The 21,652-nt window shown below is 53.5% G+C and carries 22 protein-coding genes and 2 pseudogenes; 18 read left to right on the top strand and 6 right to left on the bottom strand.

Features of this window, described 5'->3' with window-relative positions:
• Nucleotides 1–2: 2 nt before the first annotated feature.
• The 5 genes from FYZ48_RS17945 to FYZ48_RS17925 form a co-directional block, all read right to left on the bottom strand.
• Entirely contained in the window at nucleotides 3–1,241 is a 1,239-nt protein-coding gene (locus tag FYZ48_RS17945) for a type II secretion system F family protein (protein WP_149342837.1), read from the bottom strand.
• Nucleotides 1,242–1,325: 84 nt separating this feature from the next.
• Complete coding sequence (locus FYZ48_RS17940) at nucleotides 1,326–2,414, bottom strand: type II secretion system F family protein (protein WP_149342835.1); 1,089 nt, start codon at nucleotides 2,412–2,414, stop codon at nucleotides 1,326–1,328.
• 67 nt (nucleotides 2,415–2,481) lie between these two features.
• On the bottom strand, nucleotides 2,482–3,699 hold the full coding sequence (locus FYZ48_RS17935) for a GspE/PulE family protein (RefSeq protein ID WP_145035464.1): 1,218 nt from the start codon (nucleotides 3,697–3,699) through the stop codon (nucleotides 2,482–2,484).
• Nucleotides 3,699–4,145 (bottom strand): hypothetical protein, encoded by a 447-nt coding sequence (locus tag FYZ48_RS17930; RefSeq protein ID WP_149342833.1) that lies wholly within the window; start codon nucleotides 4,143–4,145, stop codon nucleotides 3,699–3,701. Before FYZ48_RS17930 ends, FYZ48_RS17935 begins: the two co-directional genes overlap by 1 nt.
• The gene (locus FYZ48_RS17925; RefSeq protein ID WP_198422240.1) at nucleotides 4,138–4,707 is read right to left on the bottom strand and encodes an RNA polymerase sigma factor; all 570 of its coding nucleotides are present in this window, start codon (nucleotides 4,705–4,707) and stop codon (nucleotides 4,138–4,140) included. Before FYZ48_RS17925 ends, FYZ48_RS17930 begins: the two co-directional genes overlap by 8 nt.
• A gap of 392 nt (nucleotides 4,708–5,099) precedes the next feature.
• Between FYZ48_RS17925 and FYZ48_RS17920 the strand changes: the two genes are divergently transcribed.
• Nucleotides 5,100–5,621, top strand: coding sequence for a shikimate kinase (locus FYZ48_RS17920; protein ID WP_145035460.1), 522 nt, complete (start codon nucleotides 5,100–5,102; stop codon nucleotides 5,619–5,621).
• A 58-nt stretch (nucleotides 5,622–5,679) separates the two neighbouring features.
• Nucleotides 5,680–6,723 (top strand): 3-deoxy-7-phosphoheptulonate synthase, encoded by a 1,044-nt coding sequence (locus FYZ48_RS17915; RefSeq protein WP_149342831.1) that lies wholly within the window; start codon nucleotides 5,680–5,682, stop codon nucleotides 6,721–6,723.
• Between the two features lie 21 nt (nucleotides 6,724–6,744).
• Here FYZ48_RS17915 and FYZ48_RS17910 read toward each other — a convergent pair whose 3' ends face one another.
• Nucleotides 6,745–8,292, bottom strand: a complete 1,548-nt coding sequence (locus FYZ48_RS17910) for a tetratricopeptide repeat protein (RefSeq protein ID WP_149342829.1) — start codon at nucleotides 8,290–8,292, stop codon at nucleotides 6,745–6,747.
• 127 nt (nucleotides 8,293–8,419) lie between these two features.
• On the opposite strand from FYZ48_RS17910, the gene FYZ48_RS17905 reads away from it, so the two are divergent.
• The 16 genes and pseudogenes from FYZ48_RS17905 (at nucleotide 8,420) to FYZ48_RS17835 (ending at nucleotide 21,624) form a co-directional block, all read left to right on the top strand.
• Complete coding sequence (locus FYZ48_RS17905) at nucleotides 8,420–8,854, top strand: secondary thiamine-phosphate synthase enzyme YjbQ (RefSeq protein ID WP_149342827.1); 435 nt, start codon at nucleotides 8,420–8,422, stop codon at nucleotides 8,852–8,854.
• Nucleotides 8,855–8,954: 100 nt separating this feature from the next.
• Nucleotides 8,955–9,788: a GIY-YIG nuclease family protein gene (locus FYZ48_RS17900; protein ID WP_145447826.1), complete on the top strand. Its 834-nt coding sequence runs from the start codon at nucleotides 8,955–8,957 to the stop codon at nucleotides 9,786–9,788.
• Nucleotides 9,789–9,937: 149 nt separating this feature from the next.
• Nucleotides 9,938–10,048 (top strand): annotated as a pseudogene (locus tag FYZ48_RS17895) (secondary thiamine-phosphate synthase enzyme YjbQ); the annotation flags it as partial.
• A gap of 7 nt (nucleotides 10,049–10,055) precedes the next feature.
• The gene (locus FYZ48_RS17890; RefSeq protein WP_149342824.1) at nucleotides 10,056–10,334 is read left to right on the top strand and encodes a DUF7660 family protein; all 279 of its coding nucleotides are present in this window, start codon (nucleotides 10,056–10,058) and stop codon (nucleotides 10,332–10,334) included.
• 20 nt (nucleotides 10,335–10,354) lie between these two features.
• On the top strand, nucleotides 10,355–11,050 hold the full coding sequence (locus FYZ48_RS17885; protein ID WP_149342822.1) for a hypothetical protein: 696 nt from the start codon (nucleotides 10,355–10,357) through the stop codon (nucleotides 11,048–11,050).
• Between the two features lie 85 nt (nucleotides 11,051–11,135).
• Complete coding sequence (locus FYZ48_RS17880; RefSeq protein ID WP_149342820.1) at nucleotides 11,136–11,450, top strand: hypothetical protein; 315 nt, start codon at nucleotides 11,136–11,138, stop codon at nucleotides 11,448–11,450.
• A 163-nt stretch (nucleotides 11,451–11,613) separates the two neighbouring features.
• Nucleotides 11,614–11,919, top strand: a complete 306-nt coding sequence (locus FYZ48_RS17875) for a hypothetical protein (protein WP_149342818.1) — start codon at nucleotides 11,614–11,616, stop codon at nucleotides 11,917–11,919.
• A 208-nt stretch (nucleotides 11,920–12,127) separates the two neighbouring features.
• A complete protein-coding gene (locus FYZ48_RS29300; protein ID WP_187782094.1) occupies nucleotides 12,128–12,271 on the top strand; it encodes a hypothetical protein in 144 nt (47 codons plus the stop codon).
• A complete protein-coding gene (locus FYZ48_RS17870; RefSeq protein WP_149342816.1) occupies nucleotides 12,268–12,735 on the top strand; it encodes a hypothetical protein in 468 nt (155 codons plus the stop codon). Before FYZ48_RS29300 ends, FYZ48_RS17870 begins: the two co-directional genes overlap by 4 nt.
• Before the next feature lie 23 nt (nucleotides 12,736–12,758).
• Nucleotides 12,759–13,226, top strand: a complete 468-nt coding sequence (locus FYZ48_RS17865; protein ID WP_149342814.1) for a DUF6314 family protein — start codon at nucleotides 12,759–12,761, stop codon at nucleotides 13,224–13,226.
• 113 nt (nucleotides 13,227–13,339) lie between these two features.
• Nucleotides 13,340–13,933, top strand: a complete 594-nt coding sequence (locus tag FYZ48_RS17860) for a DUF421 domain-containing protein (protein ID WP_149342811.1) — start codon at nucleotides 13,340–13,342, stop codon at nucleotides 13,931–13,933.
• 45 nt (nucleotides 13,934–13,978) lie between these two features.
• Complete coding sequence (locus tag FYZ48_RS17855) at nucleotides 13,979–15,109, top strand: endonuclease/exonuclease/phosphatase family protein (protein WP_242022698.1); 1,131 nt, start codon at nucleotides 13,979–13,981, stop codon at nucleotides 15,107–15,109.
• Nucleotides 15,110–15,403: 294 nt separating this feature from the next.
• Nucleotides 15,404–16,108: pseudogene (locus FYZ48_RS17850) on the top strand (manganese catalase family protein); the annotation flags it as partial.
• 14 nt (nucleotides 16,109–16,122) lie between these two features.
• Nucleotides 16,123–17,325, top strand: coding sequence for an AI-2E family transporter (locus FYZ48_RS17845; protein WP_149342805.1), 1,203 nt, complete (start codon nucleotides 16,123–16,125; stop codon nucleotides 17,323–17,325).
• Between the two features lie 220 nt (nucleotides 17,326–17,545).
• Nucleotides 17,546–17,944, top strand: coding sequence for a BlaI/MecI/CopY family transcriptional regulator (locus FYZ48_RS17840; RefSeq protein WP_145193629.1), 399 nt, complete (start codon nucleotides 17,546–17,548; stop codon nucleotides 17,942–17,944).
• The gene (locus FYZ48_RS17835; RefSeq protein WP_149342802.1) at nucleotides 17,941–21,624 is read left to right on the top strand and encodes a carboxypeptidase regulatory-like domain-containing protein; all 3,684 of its coding nucleotides are present in this window, start codon (nucleotides 17,941–17,943) and stop codon (nucleotides 21,622–21,624) included. The genes FYZ48_RS17840 and FYZ48_RS17835 overlap by 4 nt, the downstream gene beginning before the upstream one ends.
• The last annotated feature ends 28 nt before the right edge of the window (nucleotides 21,625–21,652 follow it).

Below are 21,652 nucleotides of genomic sequence, written 5' to 3'. Positions count from 1 at the left end.
ACTCAGGCCAGCATCGTCAGCAGTTTAAACAACGGAGCCAACAGAGATAAAAACAGGAAACCCATCGTAATTGCACAGACAATGATGATCATCGGCTCCACAACGGTCGCGAAAAACGTAATCCGCACGCGGGTCTGGCCATTCAGCATATCTGCCAGCGCATTCAGAATTTCAACCGAGTAGCGGGGACTGTTCTGATTCGAGTTACCTGACTGCGTCGCCAGGGTCTGCAGAAACGTGGCGGGAAATAACTTCAACGAGGTCAACGCTTCAATCTGCATCTCTCCGGAAGAGACGGAGTCCGAAAATTTGCGACAGGCCTTGCGGATCTGATAGTTGTTCGAACTCTCCCCTGTCAGCTTGAGCGCTTCCAGAAACGGAACGTCATTATCGACGAGCAGTGCCAGCAGGTGAGAAAAACGGGAGACGGAAATACCACTCAATAACCCCCCCAAGAGGGGAAGTCGAAATAGGATGCGCTGCCCCAGCGCCTGGCCTCTCTCCGTACGGAACAGGGCGACAGAGCCCAGCAGTAAAAGCAGAGTACCGGGCAGATACCACCACCATTGCGTTCGGATAAATACGGAGACCTCAAACATGAAATCGGTTACCCAGGGGAGCTCGATTCCAAAGTCCACGAAGATCGATTCAAACGAGGGAATGATCCAGAGCATGATCGCCAGGAACATTAACGAGGCGAAAAACATCAGAATCAGCGGATAACAGAGAGCCATCAGCAACTGACTTTTCATCTCGGAGAGCTGACGGGTATGTGCCACATAGTCGGCCAGAATTTCACTCATCTTGCCCGAGCGGCTGCCGGCATGCACCAGGGCACAGAGCTCGCGCGGCGCCCTGGAATTCGCCAGCACCGTTTCCAGGTCATCGCCTGATTCCAGCTGGGTCGCCAGATCCTGCACCGCAGTCCGCAGACGTGTGTTTTCAATTTCATAAGAGACCGCTTCCAGCCCCGACGAGAGTGGGAGCCGGGCACGTGTCAAATCGGACAGATGATCGGTGATGAGTTCAAAATCACGGGAGGAGAGCCTGGTCGTCGCGCTGGAGGCAGGTGCTTCCCGGGCGGCAAACGCCAGTTCACCTTCCTCTTCCAGCTCGATCCGTTCAATTTTGATCCCCTGATCCTGCAGCTGGCCGGCAACTTCATCCCGGTCGGCGGCGTGAATCCGCCCCTTGATGAGCTTGCCTTCTGAATTAACGCCCTGATAGCGATACCAGTTCATTGGAGAATCATCCCGTCACTCAAATCATCATTATCATTGTGTCCAGCTGTCTGCAGCATCTGGTCACTGTTCCAGTCATGACCCTCAAGGGTTCCCTAATTGTTTAAGCATGTCGGTAAACGGGAGAAATAATACCAGGCAATAACATAAAACCGTGCCACCACCAATAATCGCTCCCGTGAAGATTGGAAAGATCACGCGGAACCAGCGGGTATAGTGAGCCGCCTTCCGCCGATACATATCGGCTGCATTTTTCAACGCGAGGCTTAATTCCCCCTCGTGATTCTTGGTCGTTAATAACCAGGTCAATAACGGAGGCCAGCCATAGAATTTCGCCGATTCCCCCGATTCCAGCTGCGAGCGGGCATGTCGATCCGCCATCAGCTCTGCCGATTGAACCAACTGGTCATCGCCGGTCGCTTCTGCCGCCAGCACGATTGACTCGGAAAACGGGATCTGTTGCTGAATCAACAGTGCCATCAGCTCGGCGAAGTTTCCGTAACGATAATAACTGGCAATCCGCTTCACGCCGGGAATCCAGCCGATCAGCCGACTGGTGCCTTTAAAATTCAATAACTGTGAACTGCGGGTCCGCATCCAGACCAGGGCAAACACAAACAGGACCAGCGGCGGGACCAGCGCCCAGTAGATCATGGTTGATTCCAGGAAGTTCAATGCCTGCAGAGGGCGGGTCTCACCCAGGCGGAAAACTTCATACGCGGAATTGAACCGTGCCAGCATCTCAAACAGGAAGACCAGAAACAGACCATAGGCCAGGCTGAAGACAATCAAAGGATAGATCAGCGCCATGCCGATCTGTCGTCTCAGATGAAAGAGTTCCCAGGCATAGTTGGACATCTCCTCCAGTGCCACGGTCAGCTTACCCGATTTGACCCCCGCTTCCACGATCACCCGATACACGCGGGGAAAGCGTGAGCCTTCGGATTCCATCGCCTCAGCCAGCGTACTGCCCCGCTCCATCTTCACCGCCAGATCCGAACTGATCTTTCCCAGACGGTCGGGGAGTTCGTTGCCCATCTCCCGCAGCCCCAGTTCCAGCGGAATGCCGGCCTGCACGAGTGAAATAATTTCCTCGTTCAAGGCGATCAGCTCATCCAGCTCGAAACGGGTTTCCCGTGTCGGTATGTCGTCGGAATCGTCTCTTGCGTTCATGTTCACACTCTCTTCAGACAGAAACGATTTCAGTCAATGTCTCCATATCAGTGCTGCCGGCGCACCGTTAAGTTTCACTCCGCGAGATACCCAGTACACGGCGGACTTCCGCGGGACTGGTCAATCCTTCATTCACGGCCCGGAGCGCACGATCCCATTGCGTCCGTAGTCCGGACTCCACTGCCAGCCGGTGCAACTCAGTCGCATCGGCCTGGTCCAGAATCGCCTGGCCCACGGCCCCCTGATCGGGCAGCAGCATTTCGGTCAGAACCAGGCGGCCCTGATAGCCGGTCTGTCCGCAGTCTGCACAACCCGTGGCGGTTTTCCACTGTTCGACAGGCAGCCCCAGTCGATCTTCTTCCGCCTGTGATGGTTGAGCACAACTGCAGAGTCGACGCAACAACCGCTGACTCAATATCGCCAGCAGACCACTCCGCAGCAGATACGGTTCGATTCCCATATCCGACAGACGGCTGACCGCTTCGGTCGCGCTGCCTGCATGGAATGTGGTGATCACCAGATGCCCGGACAGCGAAGCCTGGAAGACCGTCTCGGCGGTTTCGCGATCGCGGATTTCTCCCACCATGATCACTTCTGGATCCTGCCGTAACAGGGATCGCAGACCCAGTGCCATATCAAAACCCGCTGCCGGATTGACCTGTGACTGCGCCACGGTGGGCACCACGACTTCAATTGGATCTTCCAGGGAGGCCAGACTGCGGGCCCCGCGTGACTCGCGAATGATCTCCCGCAGACAGGCGTAAATCGTCGTCGTTTTGCCGCTTCCCGCAGGACCGGTCATCAGCACCACGCCGCCGGTCTGTCGTAACAGACCTCGCATCTCGCTCAAAATCTCTTCCGGCAGATTCAGGTTTTCCAGATGTTTGTATTGTCCCGAACCGACGAACAGCCGCACGACGACTTTTTCGCCATACAGGGTCGGAAAGGTGCTGATGCGGGTCTCGACCACCTGCTCTCCATCCCGGTGAATCCGCCCTTCCTGGGGAACATCGGTACGATAGGTGAGCAATTGCGAGAGCACTTTGAGTCGGGCTGTGATCCGGGGCGCCAGCACCTGGGAAAAGTCAGCGACATGGTGCAGTACGCCGTCAATGCGCCAGTCCATCCGCATCCGGTTTTCGGTGGGCAGCAGATGAATGTCGCTGGCATTGATGGCCTGCGCCTGGCCCAGGATCACATCGACCAGTTCCGTCACATACTCGGGATGATTTTCCGCTTTGTCAGGCAGTTGATCCTGAAACTGTTGGGACAAGGTCTCCTGCATCAATCGCCTCGAGTAAAGATCTGCTCGATCGTTCCGGCCCGTTCATTCCGGAAACGAACGACGGCGTCAACCAGTCCCCATTCGCCGGACTGTTTGAGTGTGGCCTGCACGGTATTCCAATCGGTTTGAACTTTCTTTTCTCCGGGTGTGGCGGCCGAGATTCCCAGCACACGACTCCCTTTGGAATAGAGTGCACGGGACCAGCCGGATTCCACATCGGAGGCGACACGCAGGTCGGCTCCTGAATCCCGGGTTAGAAACAACAGGGTGAATGTCAGAAACAAAGTGCAGCAGACCAGCAGCGTTTTGCGCTGCACCTTGCGATTTTCCGCATGGCGGGCAGCAGCCAGTACCCGCTGGCGATGATCGCTGTGCGCGGGGACCGCCCCCTGGCCGGCCTTGAGTATCTGCTCTTCGAGAAAATGGTGATCTTCAAATTCAAACATTGATATCCTCACGCGCCACGGGACGCAGGTAATTATCTAATTTCTGGAGCGCATAACGGTAACGACTGGCCACGGTGTTCGGCGATTCATCCAGCACACTGGCAATCTCCGCAAACGTCATATCCTCCCAGATCTTCAGCACCACCACTTCAGACTGGTTCGTCGGCAGCCGCTTTAATGCCTGCCGAATCACCTGGGCCTGATCATTCTCTTCCACGATTTCTTCATCTCGCGACCAGAGCTGTCTGCACTGGGCGAAGATCTGCAGCGGCTTCCGCTTCTGCAGAATCCGCAGGGCTTCGTTCCGGGCCACCCGTAACAGGTAGGCCCACGGCTGCTGAGCGGTCGCCAGAATTTTGGGTCGCATGGCTATCCGCACCATGGTGGCCTGAATCGCATCCTCCGCATCGGGAGTGTTTCTGGTCACTGTCACCGCATAACGCAGCAGACGCTCCGATGTCAAATCGTACAGCGGACCCAGGCGGTCCACCCCATGATCCTGCAGATCATTGGCACAACATCTTATCTGCGCTGCAAATTTGGCTGGCGACAGTTTATCCACGGTCCGATTCGATTCTTCTGGCGTTTGAAAACACTCAGCTTATCGCTAAAGAGCTTAACGATACTGTCCTGACAGAACTGCCCGGATCTTTGACAAGTAAAATTCCTGTGAAATTCACACAAACATCTGTTCCATGCTTGTGTTACCCTTCAGGGGAAAATCACAATTTAATTCTCACCTGAATTGTCACATAGTTCCTATTAGACCTGATTTGAGATATGATTTGTTTTCCTTTTCCCTGGATTTTAAAACTTTTCCAGGCTCCGGGGAAGGAAGCGAACCGAAGTCTTTGAAATGTATACAGATACGACTTTTTATATTTTGCCATTCGTTGCCCCTGTCCGCAGGAAATCACCTTGGAGAGTGCACCTTTTTCTCCCGGGAGAGCCCGCATGACCGCCGACAGCGAACCTGTCAAAACCGGAGTCGTTCTGACAGGCATGCCGGGCTCCGGAAAATCGACGGTGGGCAGACTACTGTCTGAACAGACAGGCCTTCCCTTTCTGGATACCGACGCATTAATAGAGGCTGGCGAATCCAAACGGCTGGCAGAGATTATTGCTCAGCACTCCCCGGAAGGGTTCCGCGCGATTGAAGCGGCCTACATCCAATCGATTCAATCAGCAGGATCCGTTATTTCTACCGGAGGAAGTGTCTGTTACAGCAGTGAAGCCATGCATCATCTAGCCGGTCTTGGTACGATAGTCTGGCTGGATGTGAAGCCGGATATCCTGGAGCAGCGGTTTGTCGATGCCTTCGATCGGGGCGTCCTGATCGAACCGGGTTCCAGCCTCGCCGACCTGTATGACAGCCGGTATCCACTGTATGAACAATATGCACAATTGAAAATCGAGGCCTCGCCGCTGACGGCTGAAGAAGTCGTCTCACTGATCCGTCAGCAGCTGGCCCTGTAATTGAAACTGATACAAAACTGAATCTTCTCCCCCAGTAAACGAAAACGATTTAAACAAGATGCTACCCATTCAAAACGTCAACATCATCGATTCGGTTCGCCTGGTTGCTCCACAGGAACTGAAAGAGACCATCAAACGCACTGACAAAGTGACGGAGACCGTCGGCGAATCACGGGAACAGATCAAGCATATCCTCTCGGGTGAAGATTCACGGCTGATCGTCGTTGTCGGCCCCTGCTCCATTCACGATCCCCAGGCCGCCATCGAATATGCCAAACGCCTGAAAGAACTTTCCGAGAAAGTCAAAGACCGCATGTTCCTGGTGATGCGGGTCTACTTCGAAAAACCACGGACGACCGTCGGCTGGAAAGGTCTGATCAACGACCCTCACATGGACGGCACCTTCGACGTCGCCTCAGGTCTGAAAATCGCCCGCCAGCTGCTGCTGCAGATCGGTGAACTGGGACTGCCGGCTGCCACGGAAATGCTGGAGCCGATCACTCCGCAGTACATCGCAGATGCGATTTCCATCGCCTCCATCGGCGCACGCACGACCGAATCTCCGACGCACCGCCAGATGGCCAGCGGTCTCTCGATGCCCGTCGGTTACAAGAACGGAACCGACGGCAGCCTGGACGTCGCGCTCAATGCGATGCTCGCCGCTCAGAGTCCCCACAGTTTTCTGGGAATCGACGCCGAAGGGCAGACCTGCGTTGTCAACACCTCAGGCAACCCCTGGGGTCATCTCATCCTGCGTGGCGGTCGCTCCGGCCCGAACTATCAGCAGGAACATCTGGAAGCAGCCGCACAAAGCCTCGAAGCGGCGGGTCTTTCGCCCCGCTTCATGGTTGACTGCAGCCACGCGAATTCCAACAAGGATTATCGCAACCAGGGCAAAGTCTGGAACGACGTCATCGATCAACGCGTCGCCGGCAACAAGACGATCATCGGCCTGATGCTGGAAAGCAATCTGCACCCTGGCAACCAGAGCCTGCCCGAAGATCTCAGCCAGCTCCAGTACGGCGTCTCCGTCACAGACGAATGCATCGACTGGGACGAAACCGAACAGCTGATTCTCTCAGCATACGAGAAACTGGGCTAAGCGACTTAATTCCCGTCGTCACTATTTCTGTTGTGCTGCCTGCAGAAAGTATTCTGCCAGCTGTAGCTCTTCAGGTGTAAAGGACGATTTGAGTTGAGTCGAGGTCCCCTGTTCGGTCGGTATTGTCTCCATCGACAGAACCCCCATCACTGAAAACAGAGGCGGCTTCTCACCAGACCGTTGGGAGGCCGCCACAGCTTCTTTGAGCACGGCAATTTTTCGAGCATCCTCTCCCCGTGAATGAAGCGCGGAGGCTACCCGGTACAAGAGGCGGACTTTCTGATTGTCATATTGAAGCCGCTGTGTCGCTTCCAGTGCACCGTCGGCCTCGCCTGCATTCAATAGCGCGGTAGCAACCTTGGCCAGCGCGTTCTCCTTCGTCTCTCGCTGGGGGATTTGCTGCACGACCTCCAGTGCCAGTTTTGACTTACCCTTCTCTGCAACCGCGATCGCTACTTCCATCAGGTAGGTTGACTGCTCACCAGTACCATCAATCAACGGAGCCACTTCGAGAGCCTGATTCAGATGGCCTGTCCCCACCAGCGATTTCGCCAGTGCACGTAGAAACCAGGGCCGACGATGTAAAAACAGAATCTGCCGAACGACGTCCAATGCCTGCTTGCCCCTGCCTGCCTTCGCGAGCTCCAGCACAATCCCTTCCAGTGCCTGAAATCGGATTTCCTCATTGGTGATCTTCTCAGTCAACGACAGCGCCAGGTTACAGGCATTTGACCTGGCAAGAACCAGTGTTACTTGCATGAGCGCCTGCGATTGAGAGTTCCGATCTGGAATGGTCTCGACAAAGTTCAGAGCCTGCTCGACATCTCCGGTTTTCGCAATTTGCTCTGGAATGGAAATCAGCGTTTCTTCACGGAGGTCGAGATTCGCGATCTGTTGTGCCAGTTCAACAGCCTTGTTACCGTCTCCCGACCGCGCAAATGCTTTCGCATACAGATGCAGAAGTTGCTCATGCCCTGCGGAATTTCGAGTCTGCGGAAGTAATTTCTCGCCTTGAACCAGCCAGGGTTTCGCTCGCTCAAAGGCTTCCTCAGCCAGCAAGGCCCGGGCAATCGCGCAATAAGCGACCGCCCGCTGACCTGCATCTGGAATCGCTTCCACTTTCTGGATGGTGTCGTCGAAGTCAGCATTCGAGCCTGTGGCAACCAGGTTATAATACTGTGGAAACAGGTCTGGCTCAGTTTCCTGTTCTGATTCCCCCACATCCAGTCCCAGCATGCTGCCCACAGTGATCGGCCTGCGGGCCTGCTTCGGCTGGCCTGAACTACGGGGCTTCCCAGATTGTGCTTGAGGAAGATTTCGTGCTTCCGACATCAGCTTGACCCACTCCTCGGGAGTCTCCCATTGTGGGAGAGGAGGCGTCGCCGCGTTCGGTGCAGGAATCACACCCGGTTCTGCAGCACGGGCATCCGGTTTCCGGACGGACCCCTGCTTCAGATCTGTTTCAGGAGCATTCCCCTGTTGATCACAACCCAGATTGGTAACCAGCGCCAGCATCGCACAGGTCAACCAGTTGAAGCCAACCGGCAATCGTTTGAGAGAATCTGGCATATTGAAACCTGACTTTCGAATGGAATTTCCAGCAAACAGATCATCGGCTAGATCCTGATTCGCATCAGGCACCAAATGCGTTATGATACGTCAGCATCATAACCAACTTTCAGGAGCAAGACACACCATGAAATCACTGACCCGCGAACTCTGGATGGAAATCCCCCACCGTCGGCAGATCGTTTCAATCCATAAAAACGTCGAACAACTGGTCACAGAAAGCGGCGTCCAGGACGGCTTGTGCCTGATCAACGCCATGCACATCACCGCGTCCGTCTTCATCAACGATAACGAATCAGGCCTGCATGAAGACTACGATCGCTGGCTGGAACAGCTGGCCCCCTTCAATCCAGGTGGCGACCCCAATTCCGGCGGCTATCTGCACAACCAGACCGGCGAAGACAACGCCGACGCCCACCACAAACGCCAGATCATGGGCCGCGAAGTCGTCGTCGCCATCACCGACGGCCAGCTCCACCTGGGGCCGTGGGAACATATTTTTTACTACGAGTTCGACGGCCGCCGGCGGAAGCGGATTCTGGTGAAGATTATTGGGGAATAGATCAGCTAAAAAACAATATAAAGTCTTGTGTCATTTGCCATCATCAGAGTCCAATCACAAAACTGAATTGGTTTTTCATTGAAATATCACGGAGAGCCCGATGCCGTTAATGTTCAATTCGATTCTAACTGAGGGTGGACTCCCAGTAGAAAAAGTGCGGTTGCTAAGACATCGAGACCAACGAGCAGCTAAGGGTCTTAAGCCATACGAATTATGGCGAGATGACAGACAAAGGTTTGAACAGTATCAGTCTCATCAAGATTTTGGTAATCACACAAAGCTTAATCATCCCTTTTGGGCTTCGTTTGTAGGAACTCCAAATAACGAAACCCTTTTCGTGGGTATTTATTCTGTTCGCCATAAAGGAGTTCTCGAAAAGGATATAGCGTCGCCTCATACTCACAACATAATAAAAGCTGGTAGTTGTGATGCTTACGAGATTAGTTTACTACCAGAATTCGAAGACCTAGATGGTAAACTTTACATTGACTGGGGAGCCGGCACTCGTGCTTGGATTCAACGTGCTTCTCAGCAAAACAAGCCTATTACTGAAATACGTACCGAATTTAAGGAACCTGAATTTCCAGGTTACTTACAATTTGTCTCTTCACTATCCAAACTTGACACTCTGCCTCCGGGTTGGATCATCGCTTTAAAATCGTCACGTGGTGTGTATCTGCTTACTTGCCCCAAAACGAAAGAGCAATATGTTGGTTCAGCTTACGGTGAAAATGGATTTTGGGGGCGTTGGCAGCAATATGTTACTACCGGCCATGGTGGCAACATAGCTCTCAAGAGCCGTGACCCAAGTGACTACCAAGTTTGCATTCTGGAAACTGCTGGTACAGCTTCCACACCTGAAGAAATAATTCACATGGAACAATTGTGGAAAAATAAATTGCAAAGCCGCGAAATGGGTTTGAATCGGAATTGAATAGTTTAAGTATTTTGTTGCATATGATCATAGCGATTCGACAGACTAAGGTTTTGCAATGACTTGCCATTACTATGTGACACCAGACAGGACAAAAGACAGTGTGTGACACAATGTGCCTGGGGAACGCGATGCACATCACCGCGTCCGTCGCCATCACCGACGGCCAGCTCCACTTGGGACCCTTGGAACACATTTTCTATTACGAATTCGACGGCCGCCGACTGAAACGGATTCTGGCGAAGATGATCGGAGAGTGAGTGATACATGGAATTACACGAAATGCTGGAGCGAGTAGATGGCCCTGAAACGTTTCTTGATTTTGTACGTGCCCTCTGTGCTGATCGTGAAGCGGAAGTCGGACAGACAGTTGACCTGAGTGGTCGCGGGGCGAACGGCTGGGAAAACCATACCATTGAGGACTTCCTCAATGCTGCATTAGCCTGGGGCGAAAGTACTAATATGGGTGAAACTCAAGATATGGCTCATGAATCTCCCTGGAAACGATGTGCTGATTTTCTCTGGTGCGGAAAAATATATGAGTAAAACGGACAGAGGAATCGCACTTGACAAACCTGATCGAGATAAACGGAATCAAGCTGACACCGGTCATTGAATTCTTTCCGTCGGACTTTTCCAGGCAAGACCGTAACATGCCCGATGGCGGAGCTGCGTGCGCGGAATGGGAACCATACTGGGAGAGCTGTCTGGCAGACTCCGGCGTCAAAGGACTCAATCCCATTGAGCGCGGGTCCTGTTACGTTGCCACTTCTGAGATCACCGCGGAACAACTGGCCCGGGCCCTGCCTGTCTTCCTGGAAGACTGCGGAGGGCTGGCGGAACTGCACGATGCTGATTCCCGACCAATCTTGAGCGGAGGTCTCGCCTTAAGTGCTTACCGGCATGGGATCCTCGTCCTGCCCACCTGCTGTAGTGATCTCAGTAATCTCGAAAGCTGGCAAACTGCAGCCGGATACACAGGCCTCTCCTGGGAGATACTGTGGATCGGACATCCCTGGTTGTCCGTGAAATTTCAGCAGCCCTGGCTGGTGCTGAGTGACCTGCACGAGTCTGATGATCCGGAGGCGCGCTGGATGGTCGATCCCGCTGATCTACGAAATGCCATCACAGTTGCCGAGGAGGAACTGAACCGATTCAAAGAACAGCTGGCGCAGGTTCTGACAGGCATGGGATTTGTCGGAGATGCTACACAGGTGGCAGCAGCCCTGAGCGGTTTCCGGTCCGCAGAATCGAACCCGTAGTTCCAGAGTGTGTCTCCTCTGAGCTTATAGCGATAGCTTCCGAGTTCAGAGAGAGGCTCCCTCAAAAACCGCCAGCGAGAATACCATGAATCGAAACAAGCTTGTGATCAATGAATTCTCTAACGAGAAATCTGCGCAACAGTATGCTGAAAACTGGCCCGATCAACCAGAAAGTCTCCAGCTCTATGAGAATGGATTTCAGTGTGGTGGCTGTGCTTTCTTTGCTCCCTGGAATGCGGACTGGGGGCTCTGTTGTCATCAGAAATCGGTCCATTTCTCTGAAACGGTGTTTGAACACTTCACCTGCAGCAGCTACGTTAATGAAGGCTGGGGACCTCACAGTTTTACGGAAGATGTTGACTGTCACTGCCGTTGCCATGGGGAAGATAACTGGAAATGACCCGTTGTTTATAAGTAAAAAAAGCACTACTCAGCATGTGCAAGCATTCCTGCAACTTTGGCATCAACATGGCTCTTTATCAGAGGTATAATTAATTTCCATGCAGGATTTTCATTCTGCTTCGAATGAGTGATCTATTTGAATCTATTCAGATGAGTTAATCATGCCGGACGAATCGAATCGCGATCTCCACACACAAGACAACGCTACCGTGGACTGGGGCCTGATTGTTGTCCTCACCTTGGGACTCATACCTCTTCTTACACCCCTCATTGCGACTCTATATGTGGGCATTTACTGGGCAGCGGTCGTGGCAGTGGTTGTCTTCCTCATTTGGTGTTTTGTGATGCCTACCACCTGTATGAACGGGGGACTGATTTTTTCAATTCTTGCGATGTCACTACTTTTTAACACAGCCATTATTATCACAACGGCGGCTGTCACATTTTTGATCTCCTTGTTTTCCTGATAGTGTTTCGCACCTGATTGATGATACAGCATTTCTTCACCCTGACGGAAGAAGAGTCAATTGATGAAAATAAACTTCGAGCGTCGCAAAAGCCTGCAGGAACTAGAAAGCGAAGACTGGGGAGAACCGGAGGTCTCCGAATGCAGTACTCTCCGTACCTGAGTCGTACTGGCGGCTGCACACCGATCAGTGCGAGGTCCTCCGCCGGGTGATCGTCCGAGCCAAAACCATGCTGACAGAACTGGGTGAGACGGAGCCCACCGCTCTCCGCAATGACCTCAAACAAATCCCCGACTTTCTGATCGATTCATTACAGGAGATCTTCCCTTCAACACAGACGACGAGCGTATGATCTCAACGGCCGAAACAATGGTTGTACAGGCCCTGGCAGAGCTGCTGCCCCAGACAGATACAGGAGAGGCTCTGCCCGACTCCGCCGCTTCTGGAAATCTCGTCTCAGCTTTGGGATATTTTATTCCCGATGTGCTGCGGGAGCTGCATCCGGAATGGGAACACCTCTGCTTTGACGACGTCTACCTGCACGAGGCGCTCAAGCTCGGAGAGCGGGAAGCACTCATTTTTGGACTGGCTGATTTTCTGGATGACTTTCAACTGGCACCCGTCTATGCTCGTTTACAGGTCTCCAAGAGTAGCCATTGCGTGAGCTGGCTTGAGTGCCGGGTGGGCGAGGCTGGTCCCCAGGGGATGCAGCGCTGGCCCAACCGCCCCGCCATCGAGAAACAACTCTACCGCCTGGCAGGCAAGCAGAACCAGATTGACTGGGCTTACCAAGTCACCTATGGTGAGAAAGACTGACTCAAACAGGAATACACAATCCCATGTCTGCGAATCTTGACCTGACCTCGCTCTGGGGTAGTCTGACCGCTGTCACCACGCTGACGTTCACGGCTCAATCCTTTGGTTCCGGTAGTGGCTGGAATGGTACGGGGGTTGGCACGGTGGAAGTTGAATCCATCGATGACCAGACGCTGCTCTTTCACGAAGCCGGAAACTGGTCACCGCCGGAAGGAAAGTCTCTGCGTTTTACAAATGTGTATCGCTGGCGTGCCTATTCGGAACAGAAACAGTTGCGGCTGGAGCACTTGCGTTTTGGAAATGCGAATCCGGTGTATCTGTTTGATCTGCAACAGACCGCAGGTGATCGCTGGGATTCCATCGAGCCGCATGTCTGCAGCGAAGACCTCTACACGGCCACACTGCGCCTCGAGAACGAAACACTGCACCTGGACTGGACCGTCAAAGGAAAGACCAAGAACGAACGGATTTCCTATGTCTATGAACAGTGATTCCAGCTGACCCCTGAGTCGCAGTTAATTCAGTTTGGCACGCAATCTGCTTAGTCTGAGTCACAGATCCGTTTTGTATTTCCACCCTGTTTCAGCTCAGAAAAGCGAGAACCATGTTCGAAAAATGGGTTACTTCACAATGGACTGAAATTCCCATGGTCCTGCTGTCGTGTTTCATTACTTATACTGTGATCATCGCCTATACCCGTTTTACCGGCTTGAGAAGCTTCTCAAAAATGTCGGCGGGCGATTTTGCAATGACTCTGGCCGTCGGTTCCATCTTTGCGTCCACGATCTCATCAGCGAACCCGACATTGGTAATCAGCCTGACGGCACTGGCAACGCTGTTTGTCGGGCAATGGCTGCTGGCACTCTCGAGAAAGAAATATCACTGGTTCAGCCGACTCATCGATAATCAACCGTTACTCTTAATGCATGGCGGGACCATGGTGGAAGAAAATCTTCGCAAAGCAAACGTCACACGGACGGACGTGTATGGGAAACTCCGCGCAGCCAACGCCCTGAACTATGAACATGTTCTGGCTGTCGTCTTCGAAACAACGGGAGACATTTCCGTCCTGCACTCCGAAGATCCCGAAGTCAAACTGGAAGCGGAGTTTTTTGAAAACGTTGTCGGGGCAGAATTGCTGTACCATAGTGACAACGTCTATGTGAATACCCGGGAACGCGGAGCCGCTGCATCGTAAACTCGATTACGCATGATTGTCTTCCAGCAACAGGGAGATCAGGAATTGGTCCCAACCGAAACAACAAGTGAAGAGCCCTCTGACAGCACGCCGGAATCGCCCGTTCGCAAATGGGTTTACCGGTGCGTCATCCTGCTGGCCGGTGTCGCGGCGTTGACCGCGTTGCTTCCCTTGCTACCCGTTGACTGGTGGTGGGTCCGCATCGGGGATTTTCCCCGCGTTCAACTGCTGTTCGCTTATGTCGTCCTCCTGCTGGCACTCATTCCCTTCTGGCATAAAACTGCTGCAAAAACAGGGATTTTCCTACTGACAATCAGCTGCTGCATTCAATTATTCTGGATCTTTCCCTACCTGCCTTTCGCCCCCCATGAAGTGGAGTGGGCAGAGTCTGCTGATCCGCAAACCCCCCTGCGGATTATGACGGCGAACGTCTATCAGGAAAACCAGAACGCCGAAGCGGTACTGTCTCTGATCGAGCAGGAACAACCGGATATCGTCGTGCTATGTGAGGTCAACGCGCGCTGGATTCGCGACCTGAAATCCCTCGAAAAATCCTATGGCTGGCAGCTGAAACATCCACTCGAAAATACCTACGGTATCGCCGTGTATTCCCGGCTTCCCCTGGAGAGTGCCCGCATCCGGTCCATGATCAAGCAGGAGATCCCCTCGATCGATGCGCGCGTCAAACTTCCCTCGGGACATATCGTACGCCTGTTTGCCGTACACCCGAATCCACCTCGTCCGGGAGAAGACACAACCAAACGCGATGCCGAACTCGTACTGGTCGGACGCGAAGTGCGCGACAGTCCCAGCGCCATCGTGCTGGGTGATTTAAATGATGTCGGCTGGTCACGCACGACAAACCTGTTTCAGGAAGTCAGCGGCCTGCTCGATCCCCGTAAAGGACGCGGTCTCTATCCGACATTTGACGCCACCTCGTCGATCTGGCGTTACCCGCTGGACTATCTGTTTCATTCGGATGATTTCCGCGTCGTGAAACTCGGTACGCTGCCATCTATCGGATCCGATCATTTTCCCCTGCTGGTGGAATTAAGTCACGAATCCGAAGCCGCAGACACCCAGGAAGGCCCGCACCTGGATGCCGGCGATCAGGAAGATGCCAGCGATGCCGTAGAGTCGGCGCGACAATTAAAAGACAACCCGGAAGGGGGCTGAGATTTCCGTTTTCCGAGATCCAGCTGACTCCCCAGCGTTCACGCTGCGCGGTCAGGCACCGCTTACAGATGACAACTGCAGAGATTCTCAAAAGTTCGCATTCTCTAAATTCAAAAAGTCGAGGCAGAGACACGATCTCTGGTTCCAGCATGCATTGGCATGCCGTTTGCGAATCTCTGCACACAGTTATCTTAAACCAGAGGGACAGACGGCGATGGCCCGCCCAAGTCTGTACGTTGCAAAGCTGTCCCCGTAATCAGTCTATAATCGACACGATTTACGAAAGGACCAGGCATGTATCATCATGTTAAAAAACTGATGTATAAAGTAGATGTAGGAGATCCCGATCCCCGCTTTGGGAAAATGCTGCTCGAACAGTTCGGCGGTGCGAATGGCGAGCTGGCCGCAGCCATGCAATACTCGATTCAGGGTATGAACTGTGAAGACCCGGCCCGCAAAGACCTGTTGATGGATATCGGCACTGAAGAATTGAGTCACCTGGAGGTCATCGGTGCGCTGGCCCGCATGCACCTCAAACCATTACGAAAAGCGGGAGATGCCGCTCTGGAAGATCCACTGATTGCAGTAGTCGGTGGTGGAGGTGTGTCGCTGAGTAACTCACAGGGTTCTTCCTGGACTTCCGACTATATTGCCGTGACCGGTCAGCTTGAGGTTGATCTGCGTTCCAACATGGCGGCGGAAGCCCGGGCCAAGATCGTCTATGAACGTCTCATCGATCATACCGACGATCCGGGGTCCAAGGATGCGCTGCGCTTCCTGATGACCCGGGAAATCACTCACCTGAAAGCCTTCGGTCAGGCACTGGAAAGTATGGATAAACAACCGCTGGAAATTGGCGAACTGGAACCTGATTCGCAGTGGGTCGACAAGTACTTCAACGACTCAACCGACTCCGGTGATCTGGGGGAAGATTCCAGCGGTCCCTGGAATTCAGGGGATGAATGGAAAGTCGTTGATAATCCAGCCTTCAGTGGTACCTGATAGACAATTTCATGACAGAGCCCGAAGCTTCTTCATCGACCGCAGTAATGTTGAGCAGGACGATCACCACACTGGTGGTGGTCGTCGTCTTAGCCGCTGCGCTGGTCATCACCTGGGAAATCATCTTAACGCTATTCCTGGCGGTCCTCTTCGCTGTCTTTCTGACCTTTGCCAGTAATGGTCTGAGCCGAGTCTTGCCGATCCCTTACCAGGGCAGTCTGACATTACTCGTATCGACCCTGATTCTGCTTTCTGCGGGGACCATGACTCTGTTCTTCGTACAGATCGAGAATCAGGTGCAGGAAGCCAGTCGACAGATTGAACGCGGTACTGAGAAAATTCAGGAATGGGCTGAAGAGTATACGACGGTCAAATCCGTGATTCAATCGACCCCGTACTTATCTCAGTCACTCTTTCCAGCATCCGACTCTGAAAAAAAGAAACCCGATTCCAGCCAGGCTCAAGATTCGAAATCCTCTGAGCAGACAGCGGAGTCCCCGGATAAGAAATCCGATCAATCACAGCAGCCTGATCTGAATTCACTGGCGCAGCCTGCGAAACAGGCCGCTTCCTTTGTCGGTCAGATGTTCCGTACGACATTTGGACTCGTAGTGAATTCGGTGTTGATTCTGTTTGTGGGCCTCTTTCTGGCGACCACACCTGCGACCTATCGAGATGGCGTAGTCATTCTGTTTGCTCCAGAACGCCGCGAGCGGATCCGGCAACTCATGAATCAGCTGGGAGACACGCTCTGGCACTGGCTGATCGGCCGCTTCGGTTCGATGCTGGTGACCGGCCTGGGTGCCTGGCTGGTCCTGCTGCTGATCGGCGTTCCCATGGCGGGTACGCTGGGGTTCCTCACGGGACTGCTGACATTCATCCCCAATATCGGTGCCGCGATCTCCTTTATCCTGGCAATCCTCGTGGCTCTCCCCCAAGGCACCACCACAGCTGCACTCGTGATCCCCGCCTATATCGGCCTGCAGCTACTGGAGAGTTACGTGATTACCCCTTTGATTCAAAAGCAGCAGGTCTCGCTCCCCCCGGCACTGTTGATCTCGTTCCAGGCCATCATGGGTGTCCTGTTCGGTTTTCTGGGAGCCATCATCGCCTCTCCCTTCCTGGCAGCAGTCAAAGTCATCGTCCAGGAGCTCTACATACAAGATTATCTGGAAGGGAACGCCGACAATCATTCAGCTGACTCTATCAATTGAATGATTGCCGCGGTCAGGTTTACGACCAGATAACTGCAACTCGGACACATCCTCTGCATGAGTCTGTTATTCCCTGTGCTCCAGCCAGCACACAAATTTTAATAAATTAAAAACACTTCTTGACGAACTACTCTGCCGCCGTTACCATCTTTTAACGAATTAAATTTATTTCCTGAATCATACGTCAGGTCTACCCGACCTGTCTGCAGGGAGCAGATGGATGGCACGTCCCGTCTCCGAACATCCGACCGATCTGGAGTTGGAAATTCTCAAGATCCTCTGGTCCACTTCGCCGCTCACGGTGCGAGAAGTCAGGGATCAACTTGAAACCAGTGCCGGCCGCCCTTTGACGCACAGCTCAGTGATCACGATTTTAAACATCATGTATCGCAAGGGTTATGTGAAACGCGAGAAGGCCGGTAAATCGTTTCAGTTCTCCCCGGCTCAAGAAAAGCAGACCGTCACAGGCAGCATCATGGGAGATCTGTTGACCCGTGTGTTTGACGGTTCCTCCAGCGACCTGGTGCTGAATCTCCTCGAAACGGCTGAGCTCGATTCCGACGAACTCGCCGAACTCCGCAAGCTGATCACGCGCAAGGCAAAGGAGCTGAAAGAATGAGCTGGCACACCCTGATCGATCCGGCATTGAGCAGCCGCCTCTGCCTGACACTGCTGCACTCCCTCTGGCAGATCACCCTGGTTGCCCTGCTGGTCTGGTGCATTGACCGGCTCTGGAAATCGCTGGCCGTGGAACAGCGTTATACACTTTATGTTTCGGCACTGGTGCTGGCCTGCCTTTCGCTGCCAATCAACTTTCAATGGCTGCGAGTGACGGACACCAATCAGGCTGAACTCAGCCAGTCAGGCACCCCGGTTGTATTCAAGTCAGTCCCTCCTGCTGGGCCAGAACTGGAATCACCTACAGAGACGCTGCCTGTACCGCCCCGGGCTTCATTCACAGAGACAGCCGATTCCCCGAATCAGAGCACAACGTCATCCCGGGCAACAGATCGACACTCCCACACACCGATTCCGTTTGACTGGAGCGTACTGACTCCCTGGATCGCCGCATTCTATCTGGCGGGCGTTGTGCTGATGCTGCTGCGACTTTTGGCCAGCCATTTACGCATCGCCCGTGTGCGTGCCGCAGCCACACCAGTCTCGACAGGTTCCTGTTTGGAATTTCTTGCCCGTCTGACGGAACAATGGAATCTGAAGGTCCTCCCCGTACTGACCTGTGCCGAACAGATCGTCGTTCCACAGGTAACAGGTTTGCTGCGTCCGACCATTCTACTGCCTGCGTCCGTCATGAGCAGTCTCTCAGCCGGTGAACTGGAACTGATTCTGGCCCACGAACTGGCTCACATCAGACGTTATGATCTCTGGATCAATCTCCTGCAGCGTCTGGCGGAGGTCGTCCTGTTCTTCAATCCCGCCCTCTGGTATCTCAGCCAGCGAATCAGTCTCCTGCGGGAATACTGTTGTGATGAAATGACCTGCCGGATTGAAGCCGAGGATCACCGTTCGCTCGAGGCAGCCCGCGTTGTGTACTCCACGGCCCTGCTCCGGGTCGCAGAACTGGCGCATCGCAGCCGCCTTTCCGAACAACAGCTGACCTCACTCTCTGCTGCCGGCAAATCACCTTCCGAAATCCGCCGTCGCGTGGCGCGTCTGTTTGGAGAACCGCTCCACGAACCACTGCCCGTCTCGCGAGGGGGAATCTGTACCCTGCTGGTCCTGATGCTGGCCCTGCCGGTGTTTCTGTTTCTGACTTCAACCACGGCGCAAACCGCAGAGCAGGAACAACCCGCTGAAAAGACCGTGGCTGAATCACAAGACACGAAACCGGAAACGGAAACTACAGCAGTCCAGGACACAGAGCGGCTGTTTCAACTGACGGTTGTCGACCCCGCCGGTAAACGGGTGCCGCATGCGACGGTCGAAATTCGCAGCGATCCTTCGCCCATAGCAAAAAATATCGTCCGCGGCAAATTTCTGCGCGAGGCGACCTATGGTCCTTTCGCACAGACCAACGAACAGGGGGAACTGTTCTTCAAAATTCCGCAGAAGCTGAAGCGGTTCAACCTCAGTATTAAAAAATCCGACTTCGGCCCCTACTGGGCCGGATGGAGTACGAGCAATCATCCTGAGTCTATACCTGGGAAGTTTACCGCAAAACTCGACGCAGGCTGGTCGGTGGGAGGCGTTGTGGTAGACGAAGCAGGTAAGCCGATTGAAGGTGCCCAGGTTTCCCCCAGTGTGAAATATAAAAAACGGCCCGGTGATACGAGCAGACTGGGCGTTGGGACCAAAATTACCACGGACGCTGAAGGACGCTGGCGCTATCATCATGTTCCGGGCTCGAAACCCGATCTCCACATCGATGTGAATCATCCTGACTATCGTCCCTGGAGAGGTCGTGTCGCGCGTAGTGAATTTGGACTCAAAGCAGGCCAGAGCCCAACCAAGCAGACCGTCCTCAACCGAGGCCTGGATATTACCGGGACCGTGACGGATGAAGACGGCAAACCGGTTGCCGGTGCGTTGATTCGCACCAAATTTCTGAATGACCTCCGCAAAGCAACGACAGACGAGCACGGCGTCTATGTGCTGAGGGGATGTGAACCACGACTCACGCGGGTTGTCGCTTCTGCAAAGGGACGTGCCCTGGAGTTGCAGGAAGTACGCGTCGCTGAAGACATGGATCCCGTCGATTTTGTTCTCAAGCCAGGCGGGCACATTCGGATTCGCGTGGTCGACGAACAGGGAAAAGGCATTCCCAAGGCACGGATTTTCTTCCAACGCTGGCGCGGACGCATCGATTATTTCGAATTCGATCACATCAGTCAGTACGCCGACAACAAAGGTGTCTGGGAATGGAATGAAGCACCCCTCGATGAATTCCAGGCAGACATCTGTCGGCCGGGGGGAATGCAAATCTCAGATGAACCACTGCTCGCCCGGGAAGAAGAATATGTCTTTACTCCCCCACGTGCACTGATTGTCTCGGGGCGTGTATTTGATGCCAAAACGAAAGAACCCATCAAAAAATTCCACGTTACTCCGGGGCTGCGAAACAGTGATCCCAAAATTGGCATGAACTGGATTCCTCGCGATGCTTTTAATGCAACCGACGGTCAATACCAGGTTCGCCTGCATGATGACTATCCCGCCCATCTTGTGCGCATAGAAGCCCCCGGCTATCAACTGGCAATTTCGCGAGATATTAAAACCAATGAAGGTGACGTGAACATCGACTTCGCACTGAAACCGGAGGGTGATATCACCTCAACAGTACTGACTCCAGAGAAAACGCCTGCCACCAATGCAAAAGTGGCGTTGGGCATCAAGGGCTCTCAAATCACTGTGCAGAATGGAAAGATTGACGATGGTTCCACTTATGCCACTCAGGTTCGTACAGATGATCGCGGCCGCTTCCGTTTTTCTGCGCGTACAGAACCATACCAGTTGGTGATCACGCATCCTTCCGGTTTCGCTCATTATAAATCCGAAACGGGTCCTCTTCCCGATCCATTAACCTTGACTCCCTGGGCACGCGTAGAGGGTGTCTACCACATCGGAGAGAAAGTTGTACCCAATATTCCACTTACAATACTCAGCCAGGTCACCCTGTCATATGGTGACGATGAGCCAAATATTTTTACCCATCATGATGTCACCACGGGAGCACAGGGACGCTTCGTGTTTGAACGGGTCTGGCCAGGTAAAGGGCGTATCAACCGTCGGATCAGTCTGATGGTTGATGAAGGAGCTACCGAAGCCACATCGGCAATCCGTGTTCCACTGACATTGGTCGCAGGTGAAACCATTTCGCAGGACATCGGTGGTACCGGGCGTTCCGTTACCGGCAAACTCGCTGCCCCTGAAAAGTTTAAAGGCAAACCGCTCTGGCAGTTCGCCCTGATTGACGGACATCGCTTCCTGAATCCCCCTCCGGGAATCATGGCTGACGAGGACGTTCAGAAGGATCCGCTCCAGTACCGTGACTGGATTAGAAAATTCAGAGAGTCAGAGTCTTTTGAGAAAGAAAAGATCGTCTATCAAAACTATAAGGAGACCAGAAAAAAATTGCTCGCCAGATCACCTAGTCTGTTCGCAACTGTGGACCGTGACGGCTCGTTCCGCATCGATGATGTACCGCCTGGTAATTATGCATTAACGGTCCGTTTTCATGAACATCGTGTGGGCAAGCTTATCAATCATATCTTCACCGTCCCCCCCGTGGACCAGTCGGCCAACAAAGACCCCGTTGACCTGGGCACGCTCACGCTGGAATAAATCGTGATTGTCGCCAGGCCTGTAGAAC

It is taken from the genome of Gimesia chilikensis, from assembly GCF_008329715.1.
Taxonomy (GTDB): domain Bacteria; phylum Planctomycetota; class Planctomycetia; order Planctomycetales; family Planctomycetaceae; genus Gimesia; species Gimesia chilikensis.
Note: the sequence above shows the minus strand (reverse complement) of the source record. Positions and strands in the feature narration are given on the sequence as shown.

Bases quoted from the DNA above. Each gene is read 5' to 3' on its own strand.
- FYZ48_RS17900 (WP_145447826.1), top strand. From the start codon at position 8,955: ATGCCGTTAATGTTCAATTCGATTCTAACTGAGGGTGGACTCCCAGTA.
- FYZ48_RS17890 (WP_149342824.1), top strand. From the start codon at position 10,056: ATGGAATTACACGAAATGCTGGAGCGAGTAGATGGCCCTGAAACGTTT.
- FYZ48_RS17915 (WP_149342831.1), top strand. From the start codon at position 5,680: ATGCTACCCATTCAAAACGTCAACATCATCGATTCGGTTCGCCTGGTT.
- FYZ48_RS17865 (WP_149342814.1), top strand. From the start codon at position 12,759: ATGTCTGCGAATCTTGACCTGACCTCGCTCTGGGGTAGTCTGACCGCT.
- FYZ48_RS17920 (WP_145035460.1), top strand. From the start codon at position 5,100: ATGACCGCCGACAGCGAACCTGTCAAAACCGGAGTCGTTCTGACAGGC.
- FYZ48_RS17905 (WP_149342827.1), top strand. From the start codon at position 8,420: ATGAAATCACTGACCCGCGAACTCTGGATGGAAATCCCCCACCGTCGG.
- FYZ48_RS17930 (WP_149342833.1), bottom strand. From the start codon at position 4,145: ATGTTTGAATTTGAAGATCACCATTTTCTCGAAGAGCAGATACTCAAG.
- FYZ48_RS17860 (WP_149342811.1), top strand. From the start codon at position 13,340: ATGTTCGAAAAATGGGTTACTTCACAATGGACTGAAATTCCCATGGTC.
- FYZ48_RS17875 (WP_149342818.1), top strand. From the start codon at position 11,614: ATGCCGGACGAATCGAATCGCGATCTCCACACACAAGACAACGCTACC.
- FYZ48_RS17940 (WP_149342835.1), bottom strand. From the start codon at position 2,414: ATGAACGCAAGAGACGATTCCGACGACATACCGACACGGGAAACCCGT.
- FYZ48_RS17845 (WP_149342805.1), top strand. From the start codon at position 16,123: ATGACAGAGCCCGAAGCTTCTTCATCGACCGCAGTAATGTTGAGCAGG.
- FYZ48_RS17840 (WP_145193629.1), top strand. From the start codon at position 17,546: ATGGCACGTCCCGTCTCCGAACATCCGACCGATCTGGAGTTGGAAATT.
- FYZ48_RS17835 (WP_149342802.1), top strand. From the start codon at position 17,941: ATGAGCTGGCACACCCTGATCGATCCGGCATTGAGCAGCCGCCTCTGC.
- FYZ48_RS17870 (WP_149342816.1), top strand. From the start codon at position 12,268: ATGATCTCAACGGCCGAAACAATGGTTGTACAGGCCCTGGCAGAGCTG.
- FYZ48_RS17935 (WP_145035464.1), bottom strand. From the start codon at position 3,699: ATGCAGGAGACCTTGTCCCAACAGTTTCAGGATCAACTGCCTGACAAA.
- FYZ48_RS17945 (WP_149342837.1), bottom strand. From the start codon at position 1,241: ATGAACTGGTATCGCTATCAGGGCGTTAATTCAGAAGGCAAGCTCATC.
- FYZ48_RS17910 (WP_149342829.1), bottom strand. From the start codon at position 8,292: ATGCCAGATTCTCTCAAACGATTGCCGGTTGGCTTCAACTGGTTGACC.
- FYZ48_RS17880 (WP_149342820.1), top strand. From the start codon at position 11,136: ATGAATCGAAACAAGCTTGTGATCAATGAATTCTCTAACGAGAAATCT.